Annotated in this window: 26 protein-coding genes and 2 pseudogenes; 5 read left to right on the forward strand and 23 right to left on the reverse strand. The window is 68.4% G+C overall.

The annotated features are described in order from the left end of the window. Positions 1-368: 368 nt before the first annotated feature. Positions 369-1181 (reverse strand): alpha/beta fold hydrolase, encoded by an 813-nt coding sequence (locus tag WS64_RS18270; protein WP_060967216.1) that lies wholly within the window; start codon positions 1179-1181, stop codon positions 369-371. Between the two features lie 70 nt (positions 1182-1251). Beyond that, positions 1252-1746 carry a hypothetical protein gene (locus WS64_RS18275; protein WP_060967491.1) on the reverse strand — a complete coding sequence of 165 codons (495 nt, stop codon included), beginning with the start codon at positions 1744-1746 and terminating at the stop codon, positions 1252-1254. A gap of 406 nt (positions 1747-2152) precedes the next feature. Between WS64_RS18275 and WS64_RS35510 the strand changes: the two genes are divergently transcribed. Then, positions 2153-2287, forward strand: a complete 135-nt coding sequence (locus WS64_RS35510) for a hypothetical protein (RefSeq protein ID WP_006767081.1) — start codon at positions 2153-2155, stop codon at positions 2285-2287. 170 nt (positions 2288-2457) lie between these two features. Here the strand turns inward: WS64_RS35510 and WS64_RS18280 are convergent, their stop codons facing one another. The 3 genes and pseudogenes from WS64_RS18280 to WS64_RS18285 all read right to left on the reverse strand — a co-directional run bounded on the left by WS64_RS18280 (position 2458) and on the right by WS64_RS18285 (position 4400). After that, positions 2458-3645 (reverse strand): beta-propeller fold lactonase family protein, encoded by a 1188-nt coding sequence (locus WS64_RS18280; RefSeq protein WP_060967217.1) that lies wholly within the window; start codon positions 3643-3645, stop codon positions 2458-2460. 127 nt (positions 3646-3772) lie between these two features. Then, positions 3773-3940, reverse strand: a pseudogene (locus tag WS64_RS33100) (M81 family metallopeptidase); the annotation flags it as partial. Between the two features lie 82 nt (positions 3941-4022). Continuing rightward, on the reverse strand, positions 4023-4400 hold the full coding sequence (locus WS64_RS18285) for a hypothetical protein (RefSeq protein WP_060967218.1): 378 nt from the start codon (positions 4398-4400) through the stop codon (positions 4023-4025). A gap of 280 nt (positions 4401-4680) precedes the next feature. On the opposite strand from WS64_RS18285, the gene WS64_RS18290 reads away from it, so the two are divergent. Beyond that, positions 4681-5661 carry a bifunctional helix-turn-helix transcriptional regulator/GNAT family N-acetyltransferase gene (locus WS64_RS18290; protein WP_060967219.1) on the forward strand — a complete coding sequence of 327 codons (981 nt, stop codon included), beginning with the start codon at positions 4681-4683 and terminating at the stop codon, positions 5659-5661. Between the two features lie 283 nt (positions 5662-5944). Here WS64_RS18290 and WS64_RS18295 read toward each other — a convergent pair whose 3' ends face one another. From WS64_RS18295 to WS64_RS18350, 12 genes are all read right to left on the reverse strand, one after another. Then, the gene (locus tag WS64_RS18295) at positions 5945-6496 is read right to left on the reverse strand and encodes an SLOG cluster 4 domain-containing protein (RefSeq protein ID WP_432206249.1); all 552 of its coding nucleotides are present in this window, start codon (positions 6494-6496) and stop codon (positions 5945-5947) included. A 44-nt stretch (positions 6497-6540) separates the two neighbouring features. Then, positions 6541-7788 (reverse strand): MFS transporter, encoded by a 1248-nt coding sequence (locus tag WS64_RS18300; protein WP_060967221.1) that lies wholly within the window; start codon positions 7786-7788, stop codon positions 6541-6543. A gap of 292 nt (positions 7789-8080) precedes the next feature. Then, positions 8081-8410 carry an H-NS histone family protein gene (locus WS64_RS18305; protein ID WP_059579344.1) on the reverse strand — a complete coding sequence of 110 codons (330 nt, stop codon included), beginning with the start codon at positions 8408-8410 and terminating at the stop codon, positions 8081-8083. A 310-nt stretch (positions 8411-8720) separates the two neighbouring features. Continuing rightward, entirely contained in the window at positions 8721-10070 is a 1350-nt protein-coding gene (locus tag WS64_RS18310; protein ID WP_060967222.1) for a reverse transcriptase family protein, read from the reverse strand. Between the two features lie 272 nt (positions 10071-10342). Beyond that, positions 10343-11098, reverse strand: coding sequence for a histidine utilization repressor (hutC, locus tag WS64_RS18315; protein WP_059638968.1), 756 nt, complete (start codon positions 11096-11098; stop codon positions 10343-10345). A gap of 50 nt (positions 11099-11148) precedes the next feature. Continuing rightward, positions 11149-12642, reverse strand: a complete 1494-nt coding sequence (locus tag WS64_RS18320; protein ID WP_060967223.1) for an HAL/PAL/TAL family ammonia-lyase — start codon at positions 12640-12642, stop codon at positions 11149-11151. 7 nt (positions 12643-12649) lie between these two features. Then, positions 12650-13441 carry an ABC transporter ATP-binding protein gene (locus WS64_RS18325; RefSeq protein ID WP_059579354.1) on the reverse strand — a complete coding sequence of 264 codons (792 nt, stop codon included), beginning with the start codon at positions 13439-13441 and terminating at the stop codon, positions 12650-12652. Positions 13442-13469: 28 nt separating this feature from the next. Beyond that, on the reverse strand, positions 13470-14216 hold the full coding sequence (locus tag WS64_RS18330) for an ABC transporter permease (RefSeq protein WP_059579357.1): 747 nt from the start codon (positions 14214-14216) through the stop codon (positions 13470-13472). Positions 14217-14228: 12 nt separating this feature from the next. Then, the gene (locus tag WS64_RS18335; protein WP_059638966.1) at positions 14229-14951 is read right to left on the reverse strand and encodes an ABC transporter permease; all 723 of its coding nucleotides are present in this window, start codon (positions 14949-14951) and stop codon (positions 14229-14231) included. A gap of 92 nt (positions 14952-15043) precedes the next feature. Continuing rightward, complete coding sequence (locus WS64_RS18340) at positions 15044-15904, reverse strand: transporter substrate-binding domain-containing protein (RefSeq protein WP_059638965.1); 861 nt, start codon at positions 15902-15904, stop codon at positions 15044-15046. Positions 15905-16419: 515 nt separating this feature from the next. Beyond that, on the reverse strand, positions 16420-17385 hold the full coding sequence (locus tag WS64_RS18345; protein ID WP_060967224.1) for a dTDP-4-dehydrorhamnose reductase family protein: 966 nt from the start codon (positions 17383-17385) through the stop codon (positions 16420-16422). 365 nt (positions 17386-17750) lie between these two features. Further along, a complete protein-coding gene (locus WS64_RS18350) occupies positions 17751-18164 on the reverse strand; it encodes a DoxX family protein (RefSeq protein ID WP_059241206.1) in 414 nt (137 codons plus the stop codon). A gap of 24 nt (positions 18165-18188) precedes the next feature. Between WS64_RS18350 and WS64_RS34380 the strand changes: the two genes are divergently transcribed. After that, positions 18189-18503, forward strand: a complete 315-nt coding sequence (locus WS64_RS34380) for a hypothetical protein (RefSeq protein ID WP_155720447.1) — start codon at positions 18189-18191, stop codon at positions 18501-18503. A 41-nt stretch (positions 18504-18544) separates the two neighbouring features. Beyond that, on the forward strand, positions 18545-18691 hold the full coding sequence (locus WS64_RS34385; protein WP_155720448.1) for a hypothetical protein: 147 nt from the start codon (positions 18545-18547) through the stop codon (positions 18689-18691). Positions 18692-18886: 195 nt separating this feature from the next. Here WS64_RS34385 and WS64_RS18355 read toward each other — a convergent pair whose 3' ends face one another. The 3 genes from WS64_RS18355 to rbsK are packed head-to-tail and all read right to left on the reverse strand — an operon-like array spanning position 18887 to position 22184. Further along, the gene (locus WS64_RS18355) at positions 18887-19834 is read right to left on the reverse strand and encodes a dihydrodipicolinate synthase family protein (RefSeq protein WP_060967225.1); all 948 of its coding nucleotides are present in this window, start codon (positions 19832-19834) and stop codon (positions 18887-18889) included. Positions 19835-19877: 43 nt separating this feature from the next. Then, a complete protein-coding gene (locus WS64_RS18360; protein WP_060967226.1) occupies positions 19878-21197 on the reverse strand; it encodes an MFS transporter in 1320 nt (439 codons plus the stop codon). A 60-nt stretch (positions 21198-21257) separates the two neighbouring features. After that, positions 21258-22184: a ribokinase gene (gene rbsK, locus WS64_RS18365; RefSeq protein WP_060967227.1), complete on the reverse strand. Its 927-nt coding sequence runs from the start codon at positions 22182-22184 to the stop codon at positions 21258-21260. A gap of 242 nt (positions 22185-22426) precedes the next feature. On the opposite strand from rbsK, the gene WS64_RS18370 reads away from it, so the two are divergent. Beyond that, a complete protein-coding gene (locus tag WS64_RS18370) occupies positions 22427-23491 on the forward strand; it encodes a LacI family DNA-binding transcriptional regulator (RefSeq protein WP_060967228.1) in 1065 nt (354 codons plus the stop codon). A 14-nt stretch (positions 23492-23505) separates the two neighbouring features. On the opposite strand, the pseudogene WS64_RS18375 reads toward WS64_RS18370, so the two are convergent. The 3 genes and pseudogenes from WS64_RS18375 to WS64_RS18385 form a co-directional block, all read right to left on the reverse strand. Further along, positions 23506-23706 (reverse strand): annotated as a pseudogene (locus WS64_RS18375) (lysozyme inhibitor LprI family protein); the annotation flags it as partial. 11 nt (positions 23707-23717) lie between these two features. After that, on the reverse strand, positions 23718-24842 hold the full coding sequence (locus WS64_RS18380; protein ID WP_060967230.1) for a Fic family protein: 1125 nt from the start codon (positions 24840-24842) through the stop codon (positions 23718-23720). Positions 24843-24932: 90 nt separating this feature from the next. After that, positions 24933-25850 carry a LysR family transcriptional regulator gene (locus tag WS64_RS18385; protein ID WP_060967231.1) on the reverse strand — a complete coding sequence of 306 codons (918 nt, stop codon included), beginning with the start codon at positions 25848-25850 and terminating at the stop codon, positions 24933-24935. Between the last annotated feature and the right edge of the window lie 112 nt (positions 25851-25962).

A 25962-nucleotide genomic window follows, 5' to 3' on the forward strand; every position in this document is an offset into this window, starting at 1 on the left:
GATGGTTGCATGGGCAACGGATCCGGCGGCGCCGCGCACAGAGGGCGGCGCCGCCGGCCTGTCGAAGCAGGACTATCCGCTATCGCCCAGCCGCCAACAATCGACGATATGTTGCGCGAGCCGAAAGAAAAACTTATGAGGTACGGCGAATGGCACCTTGTCGAAAATCGACGGAAAAGAGATAAGTCTCGTCAGATCTACAAGCGCTGGCCTGCCGTGCGATTGATTCACCCGCCCGGATCGAGGTCGAACTCGGCCTGCGGGCGGATCTGCCCAAGCGGGAGATCATGCAGCGCGTGCCGTGGATCCCGCCGACAGCTTGATGGTCAGAACGCGCCCGGCAGCGGGCCGCGCGCCGCGCCTGCATATCACCCCGGCAGCCGGTCGAGAAACGCGAGCATCGCCGCATTGAACCGCGCGGGCCGCTGCAGCGGCGCGAAATGGCTCACGCCGGGCAGGATCGTCAGCGTCGCGCCCGGGATCGTGTGCGCCAAGTACGCCGCATGCTCGGGCCGGATGAATTCGTCGTGCTCGCCCTGCACGATCGCAACCGGCACGGCGATCGCCGCGAGATCCTGCGCGGTGTAATCCGGTTGCGTGCGCATCATTTCGCTGACGGCGGCGACGAACGCGTCGAACTGATCCGGTGTCGCCGACAGTCGCGCGTAGTCCTTGCGATGCCGCGCGAAACAGCGGTCGATCAGCGGGCTCGGCGCCATCTCCTTCGTGCCGCCCGGATCCATGTTGCACGCGAAGAAGAACACGCCGGCCGCGCGTTCCGGTGCGCGAGCGGCCAGCACGAGCGCGATGCATGCGCCGTCGCTCCAGCCGACGAAGCGTGCACGGTCGACGTGCAGCGCGTCGAGGACGGCCAGCACGTCCGATGCCATGCGTTCGTACGAATAGGGGCCGTCGTCGCGCGTGCTGCGGCCGTGGCCGCGGCTGTCGATCACGATCGCGCGGTAGCCGGCCGCGAGCAACGCCGGCACCTGGTTGCCCCAGTTGCCGCCGTGGCCAAGGCCGCCGTGCAGCAGCACGACCGCCGGCCCCTGGCCGTACGACGCGTGCCAGATGCGCGCGCCGTCGTGGTCGAGCCATCCTTCGGCATCGGCGGCCGGCAGCGGCGGGCCGCCGTGCGCGTCGAAGCGGACGAGTTCGTCGTCGTCGAGTTCCGCATTCATCGTTCAGCCGTCCTTGAGAAGGAGACGCGCTTGCGATTGTAATGCGTGCGGCCGATGCCGCCGTGGCCGCTCAGGCCTGCGTCGACACCAGCCCGCCCGCCTGCGAGCCGCCGGATTTCGCGAGCGCCGCGGCAAGTTGCGCGATCGCCGTCGCGAGCGCGGCCGAGATCGTGCTGGCTTCCGCGCTCAGCGACTGCTGTTCGACGGCCGCGGACGGGTCGTCCTTCGCCCGCTGCGCCGCGGCGGCCATCTGCCGCTCCAATGTCGCGAGCTGCTTCTGCAGCCGCTCGATCAGCGCCTTCAACTGGGCGACCGCCGGGTCTTCCGACGATGCACCCGCCGCGCCGGACGTTTCGCCGGCGGCGCCGGTGGCATCCTTCGTCGCGGCGGTGCTCGACGTGTCAGTCGCTGCGGCGGCACCTGTCGCGCCCGTTGCGCCCATTGCGCCCGTCGTACTCGCGGCATCCGTCGCGCCGCCGGTCAGCGATCTCGCGGCGGCCGGGTTCGCGGTCATGGCGCTGTCCGCGAGCGGGGATCGCGCGGTCGTGGAGGAATCGATCTGCATCGTGTCGGTCCGTGTGTCGGTTGACGAAGTGACATGGCGGAAATCGCCTTCCAGTTCGTTTACGGCATTCGTCACACGAAACTTGAGTATCGGGGGTCGGGTGGATTACTGCACGATGACCGAAATTGATCGCGAAAGGGCCAGATTCGCGGCATGGCGGCGCTGGTAAAATCGCCGCTTCGCCGGCTGGAGACGCACGTCGGACGCCTCGTTCGGGGCCGATCGCGCGATGCCGCCGGCTTCGACTCCGGCCTGTCGAGGCGCGGCACGCAACGTCTGCCGACGACGCCCTCGCGGCTTCCCGGGTCGCCTTTTCCGCCCGTCTGCATGCGTGCCCCGCTCACCGCCCGAGCGGCGAACGCCGTGCGGCACGCATTCACCTCATCACGCATTCGAGGAACACACGATGGCCCGCATCGGCGCCTTCTGCATCACGACGTGGCTCGCCGCCGCGATTCTCTACTTCGGCCAGCACTCGGTCGCGATGATCGTGCTCAGCGGTGTCGTGGTATTCGGCGGGTTCGATCTGCTGCGTCCGTAACGGCACGGCCGTACCGTCCGGTGCAAGCGCATCGGGCGCTTCTTTCCGCGCGCATCCTCGCGTGCGCGTCGCCGGTTCGCCCGCTCCTTCATCCGTTGAAGAAGCGCGTGCCGTTCACGGCCGAACGGCCCGCGCAGGTTCCGTCGCCACGAGCCGTGAACAAAGCCCGTTCAGCGCGGCAGCGTCCTCAACGAAGACGGCCCGCCCGTCAGCGCGATCCGCTTGCCCGTATCGCGCAGCTTGCCGCCTTCGACCGCATACAGCGCAAGCTGCCGTTCGACGTTGAACTGCACAATCACGTGCCGGCTGTCGGCGGTAAACACGATGCCCTGCGCGGCTTCGCCGCCCGGCACCTCGCTCACCTTCACGGCCTGCCCGTCGCGGATCTCGAACAGCAGCACCTTGCCGAGCTTGCGGCGGCCGGGGTTGTCGGCCGTCAGGTTCGAGCCGTCCATCGCCTGCACGGCGATCCACCTCCCGTTCGGCGAAATCGCGACGCCTTCCGGCAGCGACGGCACCGTCAGGTACTGCACCGTGCGAAACGGCACGCGCGACACGTCGATCAGCGCGACCGAATCGGCATCGCCCGCGAGCGTGCCGGTGTAACCGGGCAGCCCGGCGAGCCCGACGTTGCTGACGACGGCCCAGCGGTTGTCGCTCGACACGTCGATCGTGTAAGGCGCGACGCCCGTGCTCAGCCGCGTGCCGCTGTCGGTCACCTTGCCGTCGTCGACGTTCAGCACCGCGATGCCCTGCTCGTCGCGCAGCGACACGAGCGCATGCTTGCCGTCGTGCGTGAAGCTGATTCCGGCCAGCCGCTTCTTGCCGATTTTCAGGGTGCCGTCGAGCGTCACCTGCGTGCCGTCGATGCGCAGGATCGACACGCTGCCGTCGACGTTGGCGACGAGCGCGAGCCGGCCCGAGCGGTCGATCGCGATCCCTTGCGGATGCGTGCCGAGCTCGACGCGCGTGATCGCGGGCGGCGCGGTGTCGAGATTTACGACTTGCAGGAACGTGTCGAACACGAACTGCTTCGCGGCCGTGTCGTAGCGCGTCGGCGCGCCGACGAGCGCGAGCTTCGCGTCCGGCGTGATCGCGACGGCCTGCGGCGGCCCCTGGATGCCGTTCTCGACGTCGATCTGTGCCGCGACCTTCGGCGGGAACGTGCTGGCGTCGAGCAGCGTCAGCGTGTCGGCGGGCGGGGACGGCAGAAAGGTGTCGCGGCCCTCGACACGCTGGTACTTGCCGTCGTTGCCGGACACGATCCAGTCGGCGGCGTGCACGGCGACGGCCGCCGTGGCGAGGGTCAGCGCGGCGAGCAGGCGCGCGCCGCGCGGGCGGAAAGGATTCGAATGCATGGCGGTCGGTTCTCCGGATCGGTTGCGGACGCAATGAATTGCCCGACCCTGCTGCCCGACGGGCCGGCGCTATCGGATGATGCCCGAAAGCACGCGCGCCCGGCGTCTCGTTCCCGGTTCCGTTCCGTCAATCCGTGCGTCGCGTGCCCGACGGCCACTCGACGATGTCGTCGAGCGGATACACCGGCCGCGCGAGCCGCTCGTAGCGGAACGGCCCGAAGTCCGAGCCGGTCACGCCGCGGCTGTCGCATTCGAGCAGCGCGGACGAAATCGGCACGAACACCGGCCGGCAATGCCCGTCGCGCGAAACGGTTCGCGCCGCACGCTGATCGGGAACCCCATGCCCGCGGCGCGGCGGCGTACCGGGGCGGCACGCGTCAGCGCGGCGGCGTGCGGATTTTCCCGTCGACCTTCAACGTGCGCCGGTCGCGCGCGACCTCGTACTCGACCGTCTGCGCGAGCGCGACCGCGCCATAGGATCGGCCGTTGACGTAGACGACGCCGTCGCGCAACTCGATCCGGTCGCCGTTGACCGTCGCGGCGGCGCTGTCGCCCTGCAATACCGCGCCCGAACAACCGGCCGTCGAAAAGCTGCGGACCGACGCGTCCGCCATCGCGGCGTTTCCGCCGCCCCGATCCGCCGCATGCGCGGCGCTGCACGGCGGCGCGTCCATCGCGCCGGCGGCATGAAGCGGCGCCGCGCCGATGCCACTGCCGGCAAGCAACGCGATCGTCATCGGCAACAGCTTGTTCATCGTGATCTCCGTGGTTCGCGGTCGTCGATCGGGGGGTCGGTCGACGCTCCGGCTCGCAAGTCGGCCCGCTCCGCCAGTATGCGGCCACTTCCGCACGCCGGGCCATCGGCTTCGGTACCCCGCCGTGCCGCGCTGGTCCTCGCGCGTCGATCCGCCTGACCGCCGGGTCGCACGGCGGCGGCGCCTGCGAAACAACCGATCCGCGTGAAAAATCCGCCTTGCATAAGTTGCGACCCGCAACTATTGTTGATTGCGATCCGCAACTTTCGACGAACAAACCATGGACCTCATCGACGTGCCGGCCAAGCCGCGCGACGCGACCATCCTCGAGCTGCGCGACTTCTCGCGCAAGCTGGTGCGCGAGCTCGGCTTCATGCGTGCGACGCTGGCCGACAGCGACTGGGCGCCGTCGGCCGTGCACGCTATCCTCGAGATCGGGATGACGCCCGGCATCAACGCGAAGGATCTCGGCGCGATCCTCCGGCTCGACAAGTCGAACACGAGCCGGCAACTCGCGCGGCTCGAAGCGGCCGGGCTCGTGGAGCGGCGCGTGTCGAGCGAGGACGCGCGCGCGATCGAGCTGTACCTGACCGCCGAAGGCAAGAAACTCCGCAAACGAATCGACACGTTCGCGACCGATCAAGTGTCGAACGCGCTGCGGCGGATGATGCCGGCCGACCAGCAGGCGCTGCTGCGTTCGCTCACGCTGTATGCCGATGCGCTCGCCCAGGACAATGCGGCCAGGGCGCCCGTTGCACCCGCCGAGGCGCCGTCGATTCGCGACGGCTATCAGCCGGGCTGCATCGGCGACATCGCGAGCCTGCATGCGCGCTTCTACGCGGAACACTGGGGTTTCGGCGCCTTCTTCGAACAGCGCGTGGCGACCGAGCTGGCCGCCTTCGCGGGCGCGCTGCCTGCCGACGGCAAGGCGCTGTGGCTGTGCCAGGAAGACGGGCGCACGCTCGCGTCGCTCGCGATCGACGGCGACCCGGCGACGGGCGTCGCGCACCTGCGCTGGTTCATCGTCAACGACGCGTTGCGCGGCTCGGGCGTCGGGCGCCGGTTGATGACGCTCGCAATGCAATTCGTCGACGCGCACCGGTTTCGCGAGACGTACCTGTGGACGTTCAAGGGGCTCGATGCCGCGCGCCATCTGTACGAGTCGTTCGGCTTCGCGCTGACGAGCGAATCCGCGGGCACGCAGTGGGGGACGGAGGTGGTCGAGCAGCGCTTCAGCCGGCCGGGGCCGGCGGGCGGCTGAGGTTCAATGGACCGTCGTCGGTCGCGGCGGGCTTCATGACGCCTGCTACAGAACTGGACACGACACGGCGAACGCGCGCGGTCCATCGGCGTATCTGTCCGGCGCGGCATCGAGCAACGTGACGCTGCTGTAAGCCGATGCCGGCCGGGATTCGCCAACCGGAACCGGCTGTCGGCGCGGTAAAGACAGCGCGTCGAACGGAGGGCGACGGAGCTGAACCGTGGCTGCGGCGGTTCGAGCCGACGTACGTAGCCGCCGACGGTCGCCGAATGGATCGATCGCCCTATCGCAGCGCGTGCTCCGCCGCGAACGCATCGTCGATGAACCGGATCACGTCGTCGAGCGACGACGTGCACACGGCGTCCGCGGCAAGCGACCGAAACGCGCCATCCGGCCCGAAGCAGACGAGCGGCTTGCGCCAGCGCTGCGCGAGCGCGATCTCCTCGGCCGTCCCGTGCCCGCCCGGCAGCGCGACGATCAGGTCGCTGCTCAGCACGTTGACGTAGTTGCGATTGATCGCGCCCGGCGCGGCGCCCGGTTCGCGCCGCGGCAGCGGCGTGAGGATCGGAATGTCGACGAACGGATGCGGATAGCCGTCGAGCGGCACGAAGCCCGCGACCGGATCGGCCCGTGTCGGCAGGATGCCGATCGATCGGCCGGCCCGACCGGGCACGCCGGCGAACGCGCGCGCGACCGCCAGCATCACGCCCTGCCCGCCGCCCGTCAGCAGGTTGAACCCGGCCTGAGCGAGCCACGCGCCGAGCGGTTCCGAAAACGCGAGCCACGGCTCCTTGCCCGAGCCCATCACGCCGATCGTCCTGTTGTTCCGTTGCATCGTGGTTTCCGGTGAAATCGTGGCGGCATGCGCGCGTCCCGCGCTCATTCGAGCTCGACGCCCTTGAGCTCGGGAATCAGGAACACCGTCGCGACCATGTCGAGCACGTAGAGGCCGGCGAGCAGCGCGATGGCCGTCTGGAACGAGTAGTGCGCGGCGAGCGCGCCGACCGCGACGGGGCCGAAGCCGCCGACCGCCCGGCCGATGTTCCACAGCACGTTCTGCGCGGTCGCGCGTGCGGCCGTCGGATAGCCTTCCGACATCAGCGTCCCGTAGCCGCCGACCATCCCGTTGACGAACATCCCCATCAGCGCGCCGGCCCACAGCATCGCCGTCGGGTCCGACAGCTGCGCATACGCGATGACCGTCACGACCGAGCCGAGCTGGTACAGCAGGAACGTCGGCTTGCGACCGATGCGGTCGGCCAGTTGGCCGAACACCCAGACGCCGATCATCATCCCGACGACGGTCGCCGCCGTCCACACGCCCGATTTCGTCAGCGAGAAACCCATCTGCTTCGACAGGAAGGTCGGCAGCCAGATCATGATTCCGTAGTAGCCGAAATTCTGGACCGAACACAGGATCGCAATGCCGACGCTCGTGCGCGCGGTGCGGCCGTCGGCGACGAGCATGCGGAACGCGTTGGACTTCGGCTGCGTCGCGCGCTGCGCGAACGCTTGCGGCTCGTGCAGCTTGTTGCGCATCACCCAAGCGAGCAGCGCGGGCAGCACGCCGACCGCGAACATGCCGCGCCAGCCGATGTGGAGCAGCAGCAACGGCGTCAGGAGCGCGGCCAGCAACACGCCGGCCTGCCAGCCGAGCGCGACGTAGCACGACACGCGGGCGCGCTTGGCTGCAGGCCACGCTTCGGCCGCGAGCGCCATGCCGATCCCGAACTCGCCGCCGAGGCCGATGCCCGCGATGGTGCGATAGACGAGCAGATCCTGGAAGCCGCGCGCGATTGCGCACAGGCCGGTGAAGATCGCGAACAGCAGGATCGTCCAGGTCAGCACGCGCACGCGCCCGTAGCGATCGCTCAGCGCGCCGAACACGATGCCGCCCGCGACCGCGCCGACCAGCGTCCATGTGACCAGCGCGCCGCCCTGCCCGGGCGTCAGGTGCAGCGCCGCCGTGATCGCCGGCAGCATGAAGCCGAGGATCAGCAGATCGAAGCCGTCCATCGCATAGCCGATCGCCGATCCGGCCAGCGCCTTCCACGCGTATGCGCCGACCTGCTCCACGCCCGGGGCCGACGGCCCGCCGAGCGTCGAAGATTTGATGTTTGCCGCCATGGTGTCCTGCCACGAATGTCCGGCGACATTCTAAGGCCTGTGCCCGCGGACGACGCGGGCGGATGCGCGCGGCCCGCGCTGGCCGGACGGCTGGCGGGAAACGACGGACCACGGCGGCAACGAACGGGGAAAGAAAAGGGAAAGGGAAAACGTCGATCCGGTGCGGCGGCGAGGCCGGCGATGCGCGATCAGGCCGGACACCGGATGAAAGACGGCAGGCGGGCGGAATATCGCCGTCCGGCCCGCCTGCGCGAACCGGACGACGCAGGATGGCCCGGCGGCGCGGCGGGCTTCAGCCCTGATCGTCCCCCGGCCACCAGGTTTTGGCTCCGCGGTCGACGGCAAGCGTTTCGAGATCCTTGCCTTCGAGCCATTTCGGCCGCGGGCCGCGCCCCGACCATGAGCGGCCGGTCGTCGGATCGTAGTACTTCGCGGGCGCCTTGCGCTTGCGCTGGACGATGTAGCCGAGCGCGCTCAGCACTTCCTGCTGCGAAATCCCCAGCAGCTCGACCTGTTCCTTGAAGGCCGCGAGCGCGGCTTGCTTCTCCTTCTGCTTCGCCTCCGACAGCTTGATGTTCAGGTCCCGAAGTTGTGCTTCGAGTTCCTGCAGGGCCTGGGTCATGTATTCATCCTCTTTGGGCATGTTTTTGCAAAAAGCTCCGATGGCCGAACCTACCACGAAGTTCCGCCGATCGGGGCTGTCAAATAGGTGAATCGTCCACCTGAGCCGGCATGATTTGCGCGATGAGCACGAAACGACGTCGTGCGTCACTGACAGGCAGCACCGGCCGGCAACGGGCGGCGCGCCGCGAGTGGACGGCGGCCGCAAGTGATTCGCCGCACCTGTCACGGGCGCGGCATGGCGCGAATGATAGCAGTGCGCGGCATCGTGTTGCAGAAGTCGCCGGCCGGGGTCGATGCGAGCCGGCGGTTCAGCAGTCTTCGCCGCCGGCCTCCCATGCGATCCGGTCGAACAGCGCGCGCAGCTTCGCGCCGCGCGCCGCGTTCAGCGCGCTCGCGTGCGCGACGCGCCCGGCCAGATGCGCACGGAAATCCGGATGCGCGTCGCGATTCTGCGACGCCGGGCCGTGCCGGATGCAATTGGTCAGGATGGCCTTCAGGCAATCGAACGCGTCGCGCGCCAGGTTCGGATGACGGTTGACCACCACGCCGGCCAGTTGCTGCCGCGTGCCGCGCCGCATCACGCGGGTCTTGCGCAGTTGCAGCGCGAAGCCTTCCTCGAGTGCGATCGCGGCGACCCGGATCTGCAGCCGCTCGATGTCGCGCGCGAGCGCGCCGCCGCCGGAAAACGCGAGATCGTCCGCATAGCGCGTATAGGTCGCATCGAGCGAACGCGCGAGCGCGGCGAGCCGCATGTCGAGCCGGAACGCGCAGAGGTTGGCGAGCGCCGGCGACGTCGGCGCACCCTGCGGCAGATGCCGTTCGCGATAGCGCTGGCGGCCGATCCAGTCGAACCGGTCGCGCAGGTCCGGCGCGAGCAGCCGCACCGAGGGCACGCGATTGGTGCACAGCCCGGTGAGCGTCCGCGCGACTTCGGCCGGATACCCGAGCGTCACGAACAGCGCGTGAACGCGCGCCGCGCGCACCGATACGAAGAAATCCGCGAGATCGAAGCGCACGACGACATCGCGATCCGCATGCGGCGCCGCGAACGACACGATCCCGTGCCCCTTGCGAAATCCGTGTACCGCGCCGTGCGGCGCAACGCGATCGAGCAGCTCGTGCAGGATGCGGCGCTGCGCTTCGCGCAGCCGCCCCTTCGGGATTTCGACGAGCCGGCACCCGCCGCTGCGCTTGTCGACCGCGACGTACGTGTAGTGATGCAGCGGCGTGGCGCTGCCGCGCGCGTCGACGCGCCAGTGATCGGACAGCCAGTCGAGCTCCGGCACGCTCACGCCGAGCCAGCCGGCGAGATCGCCGGGCGTCGGCCAGTGCGGCACGTCGCAGCCGGCGAGCGGCGCCGGCAGCGGCCGCTGCACCAGCGGCCGCCGCACGATGCGGATCACCGCTGGCCGACGGTCGCCATACCAGGCACGCACGAACGCGGGCGCCTCGGCCAGCACCGCCGCCAGCGCGTCGGTGTCGGTATCGGCCCACTCCGCGCCGAAGCGGACGAGCGCGAGGCCCGCGCATTCGTGCACCCACGGCGGCGCTTCGCCGAGCACGGCGGCCATCCGCGCGACGACGCCGTCGCGCTCGGGCGAACCGGCGAGCATCGCCTCGGCAATCGTGCGGGTGGTGTCGCGCAGGGATGAGTGCATGGACGCAGAGGGGCGGGACGACGAGTCAACGTGACTGGTGCTGCGAGGGGTCATGTTGCGCGACGCGCAACGGATCCCCTTGCGGCGCATCGGCGTCTCGATCCGATCCACGGGGTAGCCCCGTAGTCCTGGAACATCGGCTGCCTGTTCCGGGCGTGTGCTTGACCCGCCGCCCCGCGTCGCGACTTTAATGGGCGGCGACGCCAGGTGTCAAATCGAGCCGGACGACGCACGATGCGCGGTGACGTCGCGACGCGGTCGCCCCCGCTTCCCTACATGTTGCCCGCCAGATGAAACCGCGACGCCGGATGCCACAGCCTCACGGACGTGGCGACCTGCTCGCCGACCCACGTGCGGCGTCGCAGCAGCAGACACGGTTCACCGATTTCCATCACGAGATGCCGCCGCACCTGCGCATTGGGCTTCTCCGCGTAGATCCGGAACTCCGCGCGCTGGATCGGCGCCAGTCGCACCATGTAGTGATTCGGCGTCTCGAGCGTGAAGTCCTGCTCCAGATACGCGGGAAACAAGGCCGGATTGACGTAGCGATCCTCGAACTGGATCGGTTCGTCCTCCTCGTAATGCACGATACGCGAATGAAACACGGGCCCGGCGCGCAGCCCGAGCGCCTCGATCGCGTCCGGATCGACGCTGCGCTCGATCAGCAGCACGCGCGCACTGTGCCGATGGCCGCGCTCGGCAATTTCGTCCGCGATGTTGCGGATTTCCAGCACCGTCGACTCGTAATGCCGACGCTCGACGAACGTGCCGGCCCCCTGGATGCGCGTCAGCACCCGCTCGGCCGTCAGTTCGCGCAGCGCGCGCGACACCGTCATCCGCGCCACGCCGAATTCCTTGACCAGTTCGGCCTCGGTCGGGATCGCGCCGCCGGGCTTCCAGTCGCCCTTCGCGATCCGCTCCACGACGTAGCGCTTGATCTGCTGATAGGCCGGCAATGCCCGCGCCGGCACGGTGTCGGCCGATGCCGACGCCTGCCGTGCGGAAAGTCTGCGTTCCGTTTCGCTCATGCGCCCTCGCCCGAATGAATGTGGGGTGATCGGCCCGTCGTTGGCCGTCGTCACTGCAACGAAGGCGGCACACCCGCGACGATGCCGGCCGCGATCGCGATATCGTCCGCGAGCGGGCGGTCGTCGCGATACGCCGGCACGCGTTCGCGCACATGCCGCCACAGCGCGTCGGTCGATGCGGCCCGCGCCGTTTCGCCCGGCTGCAGATCGTACGCCTGCGCGGCCGCAAGCAGTTCGATCGCGAGCACGCGCGTCGTATTCTCGATGATGTCGAGCGCCTTCAGCGCGGCCGGCGTCGCATGACACAGGTGATCTTCCTGCAGCCCCGACGTGATGCCGCCGTCGAGGCTCGCCGGCGCGGCAAGCCGCTGGTTCTGCGCGACCAGCGCGACCGCCGTGTACTGCGCGATCATGAACCCCGAACAACTGCCGCCCGGCGCGGCAAGAAACGCCGGCAGCCCGCTGACGAGCGGATTCACGAGCCGGTCGAGGCGCCGCTCGGCGATCGCCGCGACCTGCGCCATCGCCGCCGCGAGGCTGTCCATCGCGAGCGCGATGCCCGCGCCGACCGCATGCGCCTGCGAATGTACGGCCGGCGCCTCGCGCGTGCCGGCCACGATCGGATTGTCGGTGACGGACGCGAGTTCGCGATCGACCACCTCTGCCGTGACGTCGAACACGTCGCGCGCCGCGCCATGCACGTGCGGAATCGTGCGCAGGCTGAGCGGATCCTGCGTATGCCGGCCGCTCGCCGCGGCAAGCATGCCGCTGTCCGCCAGCAGCGCACGCAGGCGGGCGCCGACCTGGCCGATACCGGGCGAAATCCGCAGCGCGAGCGAAGCCGGATCGAAGGCGGCGAGTTGCCCGCCGAGGTTCTCGAAACTCGTCGCCGCGATCCAGTCGGCCCAGTCGAGCAACCGTTCGGCGCGAGCCAGCGCGAGCGCCGCCAGCCCCGTCACGCACGGCGTGCCGTTGACGAGGCTCAGCCCTTCCTTCGCGCCGAGCACGAGCGGTTCGCGGCCGATGCGCCGCAGCGCCTCGGCGCCGCGCAGGCGTTCGCCGCGATGGCGCGCATGGCCGTGCCCGACGCAGACGAGCGCGACATGCGCCATGTGGGTCAGATACCCGACCGAGCCGTGCGCCGGCACTTCGGGCAGGCAATCGTGCTCGAGCAGCGCGACGAGCTGGTCGACGACGTCGGCACGCACGCCCGAATGCCCGTGCGCATAGTTGTTGATCGCGGCCGCGATGATCGCGCGCGTTTCGGCCGCGCCGAGCGGCATGCCGACGCCCACCGCGTGACTCATCAGGATGTTGTGCGACAGCATGCTCTGCTGCGCCGGCGACACGATCACGTCGCACAGCGCGCCGACGCCGGTATTGACGCCATACGCGCGAATCCCGCGCGCGACGATCTCGTCGACGAGTTCGCGGGCGGCCGCGACACGCGCGCGCGTCTCGTCGGCCAACGCCAGCGGCTCGCCGGCCGCCACGGCCGCGACCTGTCGCCAGTCGAGCGGCTGCGCCGCACGGAATACGGTCATGGCAGCCTCAGTTCGTCGTGCGGTCGTGGTGGCTCGACACGAATTGCCGGAAGCGCTCGGAGGTCTGGCCGCCGAAGACTTCGTCGGGCGTCCCGTCCGCGTCGACCTCGCCCTGATGCAGGAACATCACGCGATTCGACACGTGGCGCGCAAAGCCCATTTCATGCGTGACGACCAGCATCGTGCGCCCCTCCTCCGCCAGCGAGCGCATCACGCGCAGCACCTCGCCGACCAGTTCCGGGTCGAGCGCCGACGTCGGTTCGTCGAACAGCATCACCTTCGGATGCATCGCCAGCGCGCGGGCAATCGCGACACGCTGCTGCTGGCCGCCGGACAGATGCGCGGGATAGTAGCCGCGCTTGTCCGCGAGGCCGACGCGCGCGAGCAGCGCCTCGGCCTCCTCCACCGCTTCCGCGCGACTGCGCTTCTGCACGCGCAGCGGCCCCTCGACGAGGTTGTCGAGCACCGTCATGTGCGACCACAGGTTGAAGTTCTGAAACACCATCCCGAGCTGCGAGCGGATCCGGTCGACCTGGCGCCGGTCGCTCGGATGCAGCTTGCCGTCGCGCGCACGCTTCATCGCCAGCTCCTCGCCCGCGAGCGCGACGGAGCCGTCGTCGGGTGTCTCGAGCAGGTTCAGGCAACGCAGGAACGTGCTCTTGCCCGACCCGCTCGCGCCGAGGATCGAGATGACGTCACCCTCGTGCGCGTCGAGCGAAATGCCCTTCAGCACATGGTGATCGCCGAACGACTTGTGGATGTTTCTGACCGACAGCGCGACGGGGGCGGCGGTGTTCATCGGATTCTCCTGGAAAGAATGGGCGCGCTCAGGAAGCGACGCGCCGGGCATTGCGGGTCGCCGCGGCTGGCGCACCGGACGGCTTCGGCGCACGCAGGTGCCCCGAGAGCCGCCATTCGAGCGCGCCGAGCAGGCGCACGACGATGAAGTTCAGGCCCAGATAGATCACGGCCGCGCAGACGAACACCTCGGTCGTCCGGTAGGTCTGCTGAATGATCTGCTGCGCGACGCCCGTCACTTCCCACACGGTGACGAGGCTCGCCAGCGCGGTCGACTTGACGAGCAGCACGGCTTCGGTCGAATACGCGGGCAGACACTGGCGCAGCGCGATCGGGCCGATCACGCGCCGCAGCAGCGCGAAACCCGACAGGCCGATCGAATAGCCGGCCTCGATCTGCCCGACCGGTACGGCCATCAACCCGCCGCGCAGGATTTCGGCCGTGTAGCCTGCCGTGCACAGCGCGAGCGACAGCACCGCGCAGACGTACGGCTCGCGCAGCAGCGGCCACATGAAGCTCTCGCGAATCACGCCGAACTGGCCGAGCCCGTAATACACGAGGAACATCTGGATCAGCAGCGGCGAGCCGCGAAACACGAGGATATAGGCCCGCGCGAAGCGGTTCGGCAGCCAGCGCGGCGACACGCGCATCGTGACGATCACGAGCGACAGCAGGCCGCCGAGCACGAGCGATGCGAAGAACAGGCCGAGCGTGGTCGGCACGGCCGCCAGCAACTGGCGCAGCGTGTCGACGAGAAAAGCGAAATCGATGGACATGCCCGTTCTCCGTCAGTTGCGCGCGAAATTGCGGCGGAACGACCGGCCGACGATCGCCTCGGCCCGGTTGAACACGCGGTTCGACAAGCCCGTCATCAGCAGATACAGCGCACCGCCCGCGACGAAGAACACGAAGTACTGGTGAGTCGAATTGGCGGCGATCTGGCTCGTGCGGAGCAACTCGGCAAGCCCGGTGACCGAGATCAGTGCGGAATCCTTCAGGCTCAGTTGCCAGACGTTGCCGATACCGGGCAGCGCGAAGCGCAGCACCTGCGGAACCAGGATGCGCCGCAGCACCATGCTGCGCGGCATGCCGATCGAGCGCGCCGCTTCGAGCTCGCCTTTCGACACCGCGAGCACCGCCGCGCGATAGACCTCGGCCTGATAGGCGCCCGAAATCATCCCGACCGCGAGCGCGCCGATCACGAACGGCGGCACGCCGATGAAGCCTTCCGCGCCGAACCACTGGCCGACGGCCGTCACGAGCGTCGAGCCGCCGAAGTAGAACAGATAGATGACGAGCAATTCGGGCACGCCGCGAAATACCGTCGTATACAGATCGCCGAGCAGGCGGGCGGTGCGGTAGCGCGACAGCTTCGCCGCCGCGATCGCCGCGCCGATCACGGCGCCGACCGCCAGCGCGGCGAGCGTCAGCGCGACCGTCATCAGTGCGGCGAGCAGCAGCACACCGCCCCAGCCTTCGGTGCCGAAGCCGAGCATTTCAAGAATCGCCATGCGTGCCTCCCGGCATGTGTTGAGTGAATCCGCTGGATGCGTGCCGCCGCGCGCCGTTCGACGAACTTACGCGACGGCGGCCGAACACGCGCTTACGGGGTGACGTCGGTCTTGAACCACTTGTCGGCGAGCTTCTTCACGGTGCCGTCCGCGAGCGCCGCGCCGATCGCCGTATCGAACTTCGTCTTCAGGTCGGCATCCTGCTTGCGGAACGCGAGCCCTTCGCCCGGCCCCCAGATCGGCCCGCCGAGCTTCGGCCCCGCGAGCACGATCGATGCGTTGTCCTTCTTCGCGTTGTTCGCCGCGTAGTACGTGACGTCGTCGAACGAGGCGTCGATGCGCCCGGCGACCAGATCGAGATCGCGTTCGGGCGACGTCTTGTACACGCGAATCGACGCAATGTCCTTGAAGCTGTCGTTGATGAATTTCGTGTAGACGGTGCCCGACTGGATACCGATCGTCTTGCCCTTCAACTGCTTGCGCAGCGTGTCGACGGTAGGCTTGTCCGCGTTGGCGTCGCCCGTCAGCTTGACGATCGGCGCGCCGGGCGCGGCCTTCGGCAGGATCTTCGTATCGGTGACGGCGAACGTCGCCGGCGTCGCCGCGTACGGACGCGAGAACAGCAGGATCTTTTCGCGCTCCGGCGTGATGGAAATCGCATCCATCAGGACATCGAACTTGCCGGCCTGCAGGCCGGGAATCATCCCGTCCCAGTCCTGCGCGACCATGTTGCACTGCACCTTGATCCGCTCGCACACGTTGGCGAGCAGTTCCGGTTCGAAACCGCCCAGCTTGCCGCCCGGCAGCGTGAGGTTCCACGGTGCGTAGCCGCCTTCGAGCGCGACCGTCACCGTCTTCCATTCCTTCGCCTGCACCGGTGCCGCGAGCGTGGCCGCCGCAGCCGCGATGACGCCAATCGTCCTGATTGCCCACTTGATGCGCTTGCCGTTCACGAGATTCTCCTTGCGTTGAAGTTCGCCATCCCTTCGGTGCAGCGAGCCGCCTCAGGAATTTGTCTATACAAGCATGCAAGAAGAAAAACAGCGAGACAAGCGGTGATCAATAAAAACGCGTGAAACGCGGGAAATCCCCTAATTTCAGGGCTCTGGCGTGCATCGTCGCGGGGAATTCCGGCACATGTTTGGTGCAATTCGAGCGAGCGAATCTCAAGGATGACTAGACAAATCCTGAATTCGATCGCGAGTGCGCTCAGACGTGAAGCACGTCTGAGGATTCGGGCTCGCACGTGCCTGCGCGTTGCCGGATGCGTTGGCGACGCGCAATACGGCATCTGCATCGGGGTCGGGCAATCCGCCATCGCCAGCGGCGCGGGTGCTGCGTTCGTGCGATGAATATCGGGCGGCAAGTCGCCCGACTGACGCGCCGGGAAGCGCGGCTGTACGCTTCGCGGCGGATTGGCGGGTTGAGAGGCGGGCGGGGGTACCGCGAGCCGCGAAGGACGCCGATCCTACCGCGCCTGAGGCGCGTCGCGCAGCACGGTCCGCAACGCCGTATCGAACGGCGTCGCGTAATCGATTCCGAGCGCGCGCACGCGCGCCGCATCGAGATGGCAGTCGTACGGGCGCGGCGTTGCGTCGGTCGGCTGCGTGATCGGCGCGAGCGACGCGTCGATGCCGAGCGCGGCCGCGATTCGCCGCGCGATGTCGTACTTCGTCATCGGCTCCTCGCTCGACCAATGGCGGATGCCCGTGACGGACTTCCCCGCGAGATGGCGCAGCGTCAGGTCGCGGACGACCTGCGCGACGTCGGGCGTCCAGGTCGGATAACGGATCGCCCATGCGTCCATGCCGACCGCGTCCGCGCCCGGTCGCGCGGACGCGACGACGGCCGGCACGAGGCTCGTGACGGCCGATTCGCTCCAGTCGGCGATCGGGCCGAAGAGCAACGGCAGGCGCAGCACGCACGACAGCGGCGAGGCGGCGAGGAGCGCGGCCTCGCCTTCCAGTTTGGTGCGACCGTAGATGTTCAGCGGGTTCGGAGTGGCGTCCTCGCCGTACGGGGCTGCGTTGCCGTCGAACACGTAGTCGGTCGAGATGCCGAGCGTCCATGCGCCGAATCGCGCGGCGAGCGCGCCGATGCGGGCCGGCGCCGCGACGTTGATGGCGCGGGCCGCGGCCGGGTCGCGTTCGCAGACGTCGGGGCGGCGTTCGGCGGCGCAAATGACGACGGCAGCGGGCCGGCACGTTTCGAACAGGCGCTCGAGAGCCGGCTCGTCGAGGACGTCAAGTTCGGCGATGTTTTCCGGCGGCAATGCGAGCAGTTTTGCGCCGGCGCCTTGCGGGTGCCGGATGGTTGCGAGCAGCGTCAGCGACGGTTCGCGGAACAAGGACGCGGCAACCGCGCGGCCGAGCAGGCCGGACGCGCCGATGACGAGGACGGTGGGACGGTCGATCGGTGAAATCTGGTTTGGCATGGGTGGCGCTCGATCACGGAAACGAATGGATTATCGGGCCTATTGGATAGTATGAACGGCTCGCATCCGGTCGGAACATGATCGCCCGCTTCTTCGCCCCGGTCTTCGCCCCGGTCTTCGCCCCGCTTCTTCGCCCAACTTCTTCGCCTCTTTCTTCATCCATTTCCCGCCGGCCAACGGCTTCGTGCAATGCGTGATCCGCGATGCGGATTCCGGCCGCGAGCGCATGCGCTGCCCGCGGTGCCTGGGCACGACTCCGGTTCCGTCGTCGGCACGCGCGCCGCCCCTGCGTCGCCCGCAAAAACGAAGCCCGGCACGCTTGCACGTACCGGGCTTGTGATACCGAACGGAAACTTCGTCCTGCCTTACTTCCGGTCGACCGAATACCGGCCCGGCCCGCTCAACGCGAGCAACAGCAACCCGCCGATGATGCTCACGTTCTTGTAGAAGTTGATCATCGCCATGTACTGCTCCATCCCCTGCAGCGCCCAGTAGCGATGGCCGATCAGCGCGGTCGCGAGCGTATAGGCGGCGAATGCCAGCGCGAGCGGACGCGTATAGAAGCCGATCGCGATCAGCACGCCGCCCACCAGTTCGACCGCCACCGCGATCGCGGCCGCGAGTTCGGGCGCCGGATTCCCCGTCGACGCCATGTACGCGACCGTGCCCGAAAAGCCGTTCAGCTTCTGCCAGCCGAACAGCACGAACAGGATCATCATCAGCACGCGAGCCGCCAGCAGCAGCTCGTCCTTCTTCGACTCCAGTGAAACGTAACGCATGGCAATCACCCTTGAATTGACGGTTTGATGCATCCGCTGCCGCTGCGCGTCGAATCGGCGCGCGATGCCGGCAACGGACCACTCTTCGCGCAGTCGCGCGGCAAGCCAGGTGGCCCGCCGCCGAAGAATCCATCCGGTGACGCCGCGACTGACGGCGCGCGCCGGATCGGTTCTGGCGAAGCACGGGTGCAGTCTACTGTCCCACGAAAATTCATCAATCCGTCGAAACACGATTTGCTGTCTCGAAATAGTGGACAATCGCGGGAGAGCGGCCCATCCGGTGACGGCCGGCCAGTGCGGATGGCGGACGATTCGCTCCAGACCAGTCTTGCCAACTGATACCGGCAAGGAGAACACCTCTCGCCGAGCGATACGTTCGCTTGCTGCTTGGCCTGTTCAATCCGGAGAACGGGATGATCGACGTGCGGACGACCGCACTGACCGCCGATCTGAAGCGTGTCGCGCAGCAGCAGTCGAATCTGTCCGACTATGCCGCGCAACTGACCCGGCAGTTCGTGACGTCGTGAATGACTGCGAATGGCAGCCGCATCGCGAAGCGGCAGGCATTGCCGCCAGCGACGGGAAGGAAATCGCGATGATGGCGCCGCGACTGCGACGCCTCGCGCAAGACGGGTCGTTCGGGCACGCAGCGGATGTGCCGCATGCACGGCACGGCATGCGATGCGATCACGCGCCGCGCTGCTGGCGGCGCGCGTCCTCCGTTATGACGCCGCGATCCGCCGGCGGAAATGTTCGGTGCCGGCCACGATCTTGTCGAGTACCGCGTCGAGCGCCCAGAAGCGTTCGCGCACGTCGTAGTCGATCGTACGGCATTTGATCGACCCGAACGTGCCGATCCGCTGGTGATAGAGCTTCGCGAGCGCCGGATAGCCCAGCGCCTCCGATACCGCCGAGACGACCAGGAACGTCGAGAGTTCGTCGGCCAGCGCCGGATTCGATTCGCCTTGCGTGCGCAGCCACTGGTAGAGATCGGGATGGAAGTTCGTGAACACGCCGTTGAAACCGGCCGACCCGGCCTTCATCGCGTCCCACGCGATCGCGGCGTTCGCGTTCAGGATCTTCAGCGGCGACCCCGCGGCCAGCGCGACGCGCCGCTTCACCGTCGCGAGATCGCAGCTCACGTCCTTGAGCATCACGAATCGGCCCGTATCGATGCACGCGCGCAACTCGTCATCCGACAGAAGCCGCCGATACGGCGCCGGACATTCGTACAGGCCGAGCGGAAGATCCGACGGCAGCCGCGCGAGCAGCCGGCGCAGATGGTCGAGCAACGCGGCGCTGCCCTTGCGTTGCGGATCGAGCCGGTTGGTCACGAGCACGACGCCCTGCGCGCCCGATTCGGCCGCCGCGCACAGTTCGGCGACCTGCGCGTCGAGGTCGTCGCTGATGTGGCCCGACGCGACGACCGGCACGCGCCCGGCCACGCGATCGACCACGAAACGCGCGAGCGCCGCGCGTTCGGCCAGGCTCAGGAACTGCATCTCGCTCGATTGCGCGACCGCGAACAACGCATCCGAGCCGTGCGCCAGATACCATTCGATGAGCCGCTCGAGCCCGGCGTAGTCGATCGCGCCGGCGTCGTCGAACGGCGTCAGCATCACCGGCACGATCCCCTCGATCGTCACGTTCGATTGCTGCGGGTAGTGCATCTGTTTCTCCTTGCTTCAATGAATGCGGATGCCGGCTGCAAGCTCAAGCCGGCAACGGTCCGGGCGCGGCGTTCGCGGCCTGTTCGGGAATCGGCTTGCGCACGAGCAGCAGGTACGCCATCGCGCCGGCGAACGCGATCGCCGCCGCGGTGAGCAGCGCGGGCACGAACGACCACTTCTGCGCGATGACGCCGGTCAGGATCGGGGCCAGCGCGCCGCCGATGAAGCCGCCGAAATTCTGGATCGCGCCGAGCGACGCGATGCGGCTCGGCGGCGCGGCTGCCGTCGCGAGCGCCCACGAGCACGCCGACGCCGCGTTGGCGAGAAAGATCACGACCGAAATGCATGCGAGCGCAACCGTATTGCTCTGCACGAGCGCGGCCGGAATCGTGAACACGACCATCCCGAGCATCGCGGCCACCACCGCATTGCGCCGGCTCACGACCGGCGACCGGCTGCGGCGGGTGACGAGATCCGACAGCCAGCCGGCGACCAGCGAACCGACGAACCCGCACAGGAACGGCACCGACGCGGCAAACCCCGTGCGGATCAGGCTCATGTGCCGCTCCATCGTCAGGTAGCCCGGCAGCCAGGTCAGGTAGACCCAGTTCAGGTATACGGAGCCGAAGAAGCCGATCAGCATCCCCCACGTCGTGCCGTGCGAGAACAGGCTGCGCCATTCGGCGAAGGTCAGTTTCGGCGCGGCGACCGCGCTCTGCGCATCGGCATCGAGATAAGCGCGTTCGGCGGCGGACAGTTGCGCGCGCACCGGATCGCGATACAGCGCGAACCACACGACGGCGACGACGAGACCGAGCGCGCCGGTCACGATGAACGCCCAGCGCCAGTGGAACGACGCAACGAGCACCGACAGCAGCAACGGCGCGAGCGCGGTACCGAGCGGCGACGCGGCATTGAAAATGCCCGTCGGCGTGCCGCGCGCGCGCAGCGGAAACCAGTTGCTCACCACGCGCGCGGCCGACGGGAATTGCGGCGCCTCGCCGATGCCGAGCACGATGCGCGCGACGATGAACCAGCCGAAGGTGGATACGATGCCGCCCGCCGCCTGCGCGAACGACCAGACGATCAGCCCGATGCCGAGCAGCCGGCGCGGGCCGATGCGGTCGACCACCCCGCCGACCGGGAACTGGCACAGCGCATAGCTCCACGAGAAGGCCGACAGCAGCAGCCCCATCTGCGCGAGCGACAGGCCGAGATCGCCGCGGATCGCGGAACTCGCGACGGCCAGCGTGCCGCGATCGAGATAGTTGACGATCCCGCTCGCCATCAACAGCGCGAGCGCGATGCGTTGACCGCGCCGAATCCGTGGCGGCGCGTGCGGAACAGCTTGATTGTCGTTCATGTCGATTGTCTCCATGTCACTGTCAGCGGCCGGGTTCGGCCATTCCGTCGGATGCGGAATTCAGGTCTCCATACGGTCGACTTCGTCGCGCGTCGGAATCGATGTCTGTGCGCCGCGGCGCGTGACGCTGATCGCGGCCGCACGCTGGGCGAAGCCGATCGCGTCGTCCATCGATGCGCCGCCGGCCCGCGCGACCGCGAACCCGCCGACGAACGTGTCGCCGGCCGCGGTCGTGTCGACGGCCGCCACCGCGAGCGCACGATGGCGGCCGCTCCCTGCGCTGCCGCGCCAGCAGACACCGCGCGCGCCGAGCGTGACCAGCACGTTGCCGACGCCCTTCGCGCGCAGCGCATCGGCGGCGCGCGCGGCCGACGCGTCGTCGCCGACCGCGATGCCGGTCAGCGACTCGGCCTCGGTTTCGTTGACGACGAGATAGTCGACCCGCGCGAGCAACGCATCGAAGAGCGGCTGCGCGGGCGCCGGATTGAGCAGCACCGGCGTGTGGCGCGCGCTTGCGCACGCAATCGCGCGCGCCACGCTGGCGACCGGCACTTCGAGCTGGCACACGAGCAACGCGGCGGCGGCGATCGCGTCGCACGCCGCGTCGATCCGGTCGGCATCGACGCACGCATTCGCGCCGGGCACGACGACGATGCTGTTCGCGCCGCCGTCGTCGACGGTGATCGTCGCCACGCCGGTCGCCGTGCCGGCGATCCGGTGCAAGTGCGTCACGTCGATGCGCTCCGCCGCCAGCGCCCCGTGCAGGCGCGCACCGAACGCGTCGTCGCCGACGCAGCCGATCATCGCGACCGATCCGCCCAAGCGCGCGGCCGCGACCGCCTGGTTCGCGCCCTTGCCGCCGTGAACGGTCTCGAACGTGGTGCCGAGCAGCGTCTCGCCCGGCACCGGCAGGCGCGGCGCCCGCGTGACGAGATCGACGTTGACGCTGCCGACGACGGCGATACGTGGTGTCCGTAGGCCGTTCATTGCTGGATGTAACCGCTTACATTTGCGGTCGACAAAATGACCGGGATGGTCATCGTCTCGGAAAATTTCGCCATACGGATCGAACAAGTGTCTGACATAATAGGGAAGCAGCAGTACGATAGCGCTTACATTCTCACAGGGTTGGTCGGGAATGCAAGCGGGAGCATCACGAATCGAGGGTAAACAATGACGATTTTGACGGCACACGGCAGCGGCACGGCCGCCCTGCCCGGAGACGGCCGATGAGCACGCCCCGCGCACGCCGCGGCAGCGGCCGCTCGGTGCTCGGCGACGTCGCGAAACTGGCCGGCGTGTCGACCGCGACCGTCTCGCGCGTGTACAACGATCCGGGCAAGGTGTCGGCCGACGTGCAACAGCGCGTGCGCGACGCGGCGCTCGCACTCAACTGGATCCCGAACGCCGCCGGCCGCGCGCTGGCGTCCACGCGCACCCACATCACGGGCGCGATCATCCCGACCCTCGACGACCAGGTGTTCGCGTCGCAGGTTGCCGGCATGCAGACGGTCATGGCCGAGCACGGCATCACGCTGTTCCTCGGCTGCTCGAACTACGACCCCGCGCAGGCGCTCGAGCAGGTGCGCGCGATGCTGTCGCGCGGCGTGGAAGCCGTGTCGCTGGTTGGCGAAGCATATCCGCCGGAACTGTTCGAACTCCTTGCGATGCATCGCGTGCCGTACGTCGTCACGTACGCGTACCGCGACGACAGCCCGCACTGCTGCATCGGCTTCGACAACCGCGCGGCATTCGCGCGGCTCACCACGCATCTGCTCGACCTCGGCCATCGCGATTTCGCGATCATCATGCAGCCGTCGACGGACAACGACCGCGTGCAGGCCCGCCTGCGCGGCATTCACGACACGCTGGCCGCGCACGGGCTCGCGGTGCGCCCCGTGCATCAGCACGAAGGCGCGGCAACGATCGCGTTCGGGCGGGCGAGCCTGCGCGCGATTGCCGGCAGCGACGCGGCGACGCGGCCGACCGCCGTGATCTGCGGCAACGACGCGCTCGCGCTCGGCGCGTTGCTCGAGGCGCAGGCGCTCGGCATCGACGTGCCCGGGCAGTTGTCGATCACCGGATTCGACGACGTCGCGCTCGCGCGCGAGATCCAGCCGCCGCTGACGACGATGTGGGTGGATACCGACGCGATCGGGCGCCAGGCCGCGCGTGCATTGCTCGACGCGCTCGAGAACGGCGCGACGGGGCCCGGCCATGCCGTCCAGCCCGAGCTGCGCATACGAGAATCCGCGGCGGCGCCGGCGCGTGCGGCGCGCCGAAGCAAGAAATAGCGGGCAGCGCCGGCTTACTGCATCACGTCGATCGGCAGCGTCTTGTCGAGATTGTCGTGCCACGCGTTGATCGTCTTCGGCACGGTTTTCTTCCACGCCGGCACGTTCGAGTAGTAACGCATCCGGACGTTTTTCTTCGCGTCGAACACCAGCAGCCCGATCCACAGATCGGTGCCGCGGCGCATCACGATCGCCGCGTTCGTCGTCGCGATGCCGCCCGGCAACGTCAGCCGTCGAACGGCACCAGTTCGTAACTCGTGCTCCGGCCGCCGGACGCCGAGCGACGCAGCATGTGCTGCTCGACGAGCTCCGTGATATCGCGCAACGCCGTATCTTGCGAGCATTTCGCGAGGGCGGCCCACTTGGTGGTCGTCAGCTTGCCTTCGAAGCCGTCGAGCAGGCGATTCATGACCTTGACCTGGCGTTCGTTCATCGCGACGCCCGCGCATCGCTGCCAGAAGCGCGCCTTGATCAGCACCGCATCGAGCGTCGTGTGCGCATGATCGATGGCCCGGCCAAGCGTGTTCAGAAACCACGCGAGCCACTCCGTGACGTCGAGCGAGCCGCGCTGCGTGCGCTCCAGCACGTCGTAATACGCGTTGCGCTCGCGCTGGATTTGCGCGGACAGGCTGTAGAAACGTTGCGGGCTTCGATCGGTGCGCGCCAGAACCAGATCCCCGAGCGCGCGCGCGATACGACCGTTGCCGTCGTCGAACGGGTGGAGCGTGACGAACCACAGGTGGGCCAGGCCGGCCCGGATCAGCAACGGCTCGGCCGGCGGCGCATTGAGCCACGCGAGAAAGCGCCCGATCTCGTGCGGCAGGCGTGCGGCCGGCGGCGCCTCGAAATGCACGCGCTGCCGACCGATCGGCCCGGAGACCACCTGCATCGGCCCGCTCGCATCCGAGCGCCAGCCGCCGACCGTGATCCGCGACAGCCCCGAATAGCCGGTCGGAAACAGCGCGGCATGCCACCCGAACAGCCGCGCTTCGGTGACCGGTGCGGCCGAATGAGTCGTCGCATCCAGCACCATGTCGACGACGCCTTCGACGTGGCGATCGACCGGCGCGAGCGCGCCGATGTCGACACCGAGCCGGCGCGCAATCGACGACCGCACCGATGCGACATTCAGGTTCTCGCCCTCGATCGCGCTGGTCTTGACGACGTCCTCCGTCAGCGCGGCCAGGCTCGCCTCGTCGCGCAACGTCAGGCCGACATCCGTCAGTCGGCCGACCAGCATGCCTTGCGCACGGCTGACGTCGGCGAGCGGCGCGGCGAGGGCCGCAAGGTCGAAGCGCCATGCCGGCCAGTCGGCCGATTCCCAGATAAAGGTGTAATCTCCGCTCATCATGCGGAGATTATCCACTCATTCGTCGCACGACTCAATAATCTCCGCAACTCATGCGGAGATTAATCGCCCTATTCACCGCAAGGCGGCCGGCTACCGTACCCGGCCCGCTCCGCTCGCTCCCGTCGGCGCCGGCGTCCCAAGCCGTTCCGCAAGAAACCCGATGAACGTGCGCAGCGTGACGAACCCTTCCCGATGCTGCGGAAACACCGCATTGAGCGTGATCGGCGACGGCGCGTACGCGTCGAGCACCGGCACGAGCGCCCCGCTGTCGAGTGCCGCGCCGACGATGAAGTGGGGCAGCAGCGCGATGCCGAGCCCGGCGATCGCCGCGTCGCGCACCACTTCGCCATTGTTCGCGACAAGCGGACCCTGCACATCGAACGTGCGCGCCGCGCCGTCGACGCGGAATTCCCAGCCGACCCGCCGCTCGCGCCCGTACAGCACGCATGTGTGGCCGGCCAGATCGGCCGGCGTCTGCGGCATGCCGTGCCGCTTCAGGTACGCGGGGCTCGCGCACGCGATCATCCGCCACGCGCCGAGCGGACGGGCAATGAGCGTCGAATCCTCGAGCGAGCCGATCCGCAGCACGAGGTCGAAGCCCTCGCCGATCAGGTCGACGCGCCGGTCGGTCAGGTCGAGGTTCAGCCGCACGGCCGGATGCGCGGCCAGGAATTCGGCGATCAGCGGCGACACGTGCGTGATCCCGAACGACAGCGGCGCGCTGATCTTCAGCGAGCCGTGCAGCTCGGTGCTGCGTACCGACATCGCCTGCTCGGCGTCGGCGATCTCCGCGAGGATGCGCTGCGCGCGCACATAGAACTCCTGCCCCGATTCGGTCACCGCGAGATTGCGGGTATTGCGATGCAGCAGTCGCACGCCGAGCGACGCCTCCAGCGCAATCGTGCGTCGGCTGACGAACTGCTTGGACAGCATCAGCTGATCGGCCGCCGCCGTGAAGCTGCCTGCGTCCACCGTCGCGACGAAGATCCTCAGGTCGTTGAGTTCCATATTGTCCACTCCAGAGCGACAGTCATTATCTCTACAGCGATTTATTTGTCAAATCGATTGACCTAAGATTCATCTCAACGAACGGCCGGGCCCACTTCCGAGGTCCGGCGAC

The sequence above is a fragment of the Burkholderia anthina genome, assembly GCF_001547525.1.
GTDB classification, from domain to species: Bacteria; Pseudomonadota; Gammaproteobacteria; order Burkholderiales; family Burkholderiaceae; genus Burkholderia; species Burkholderia semiarida.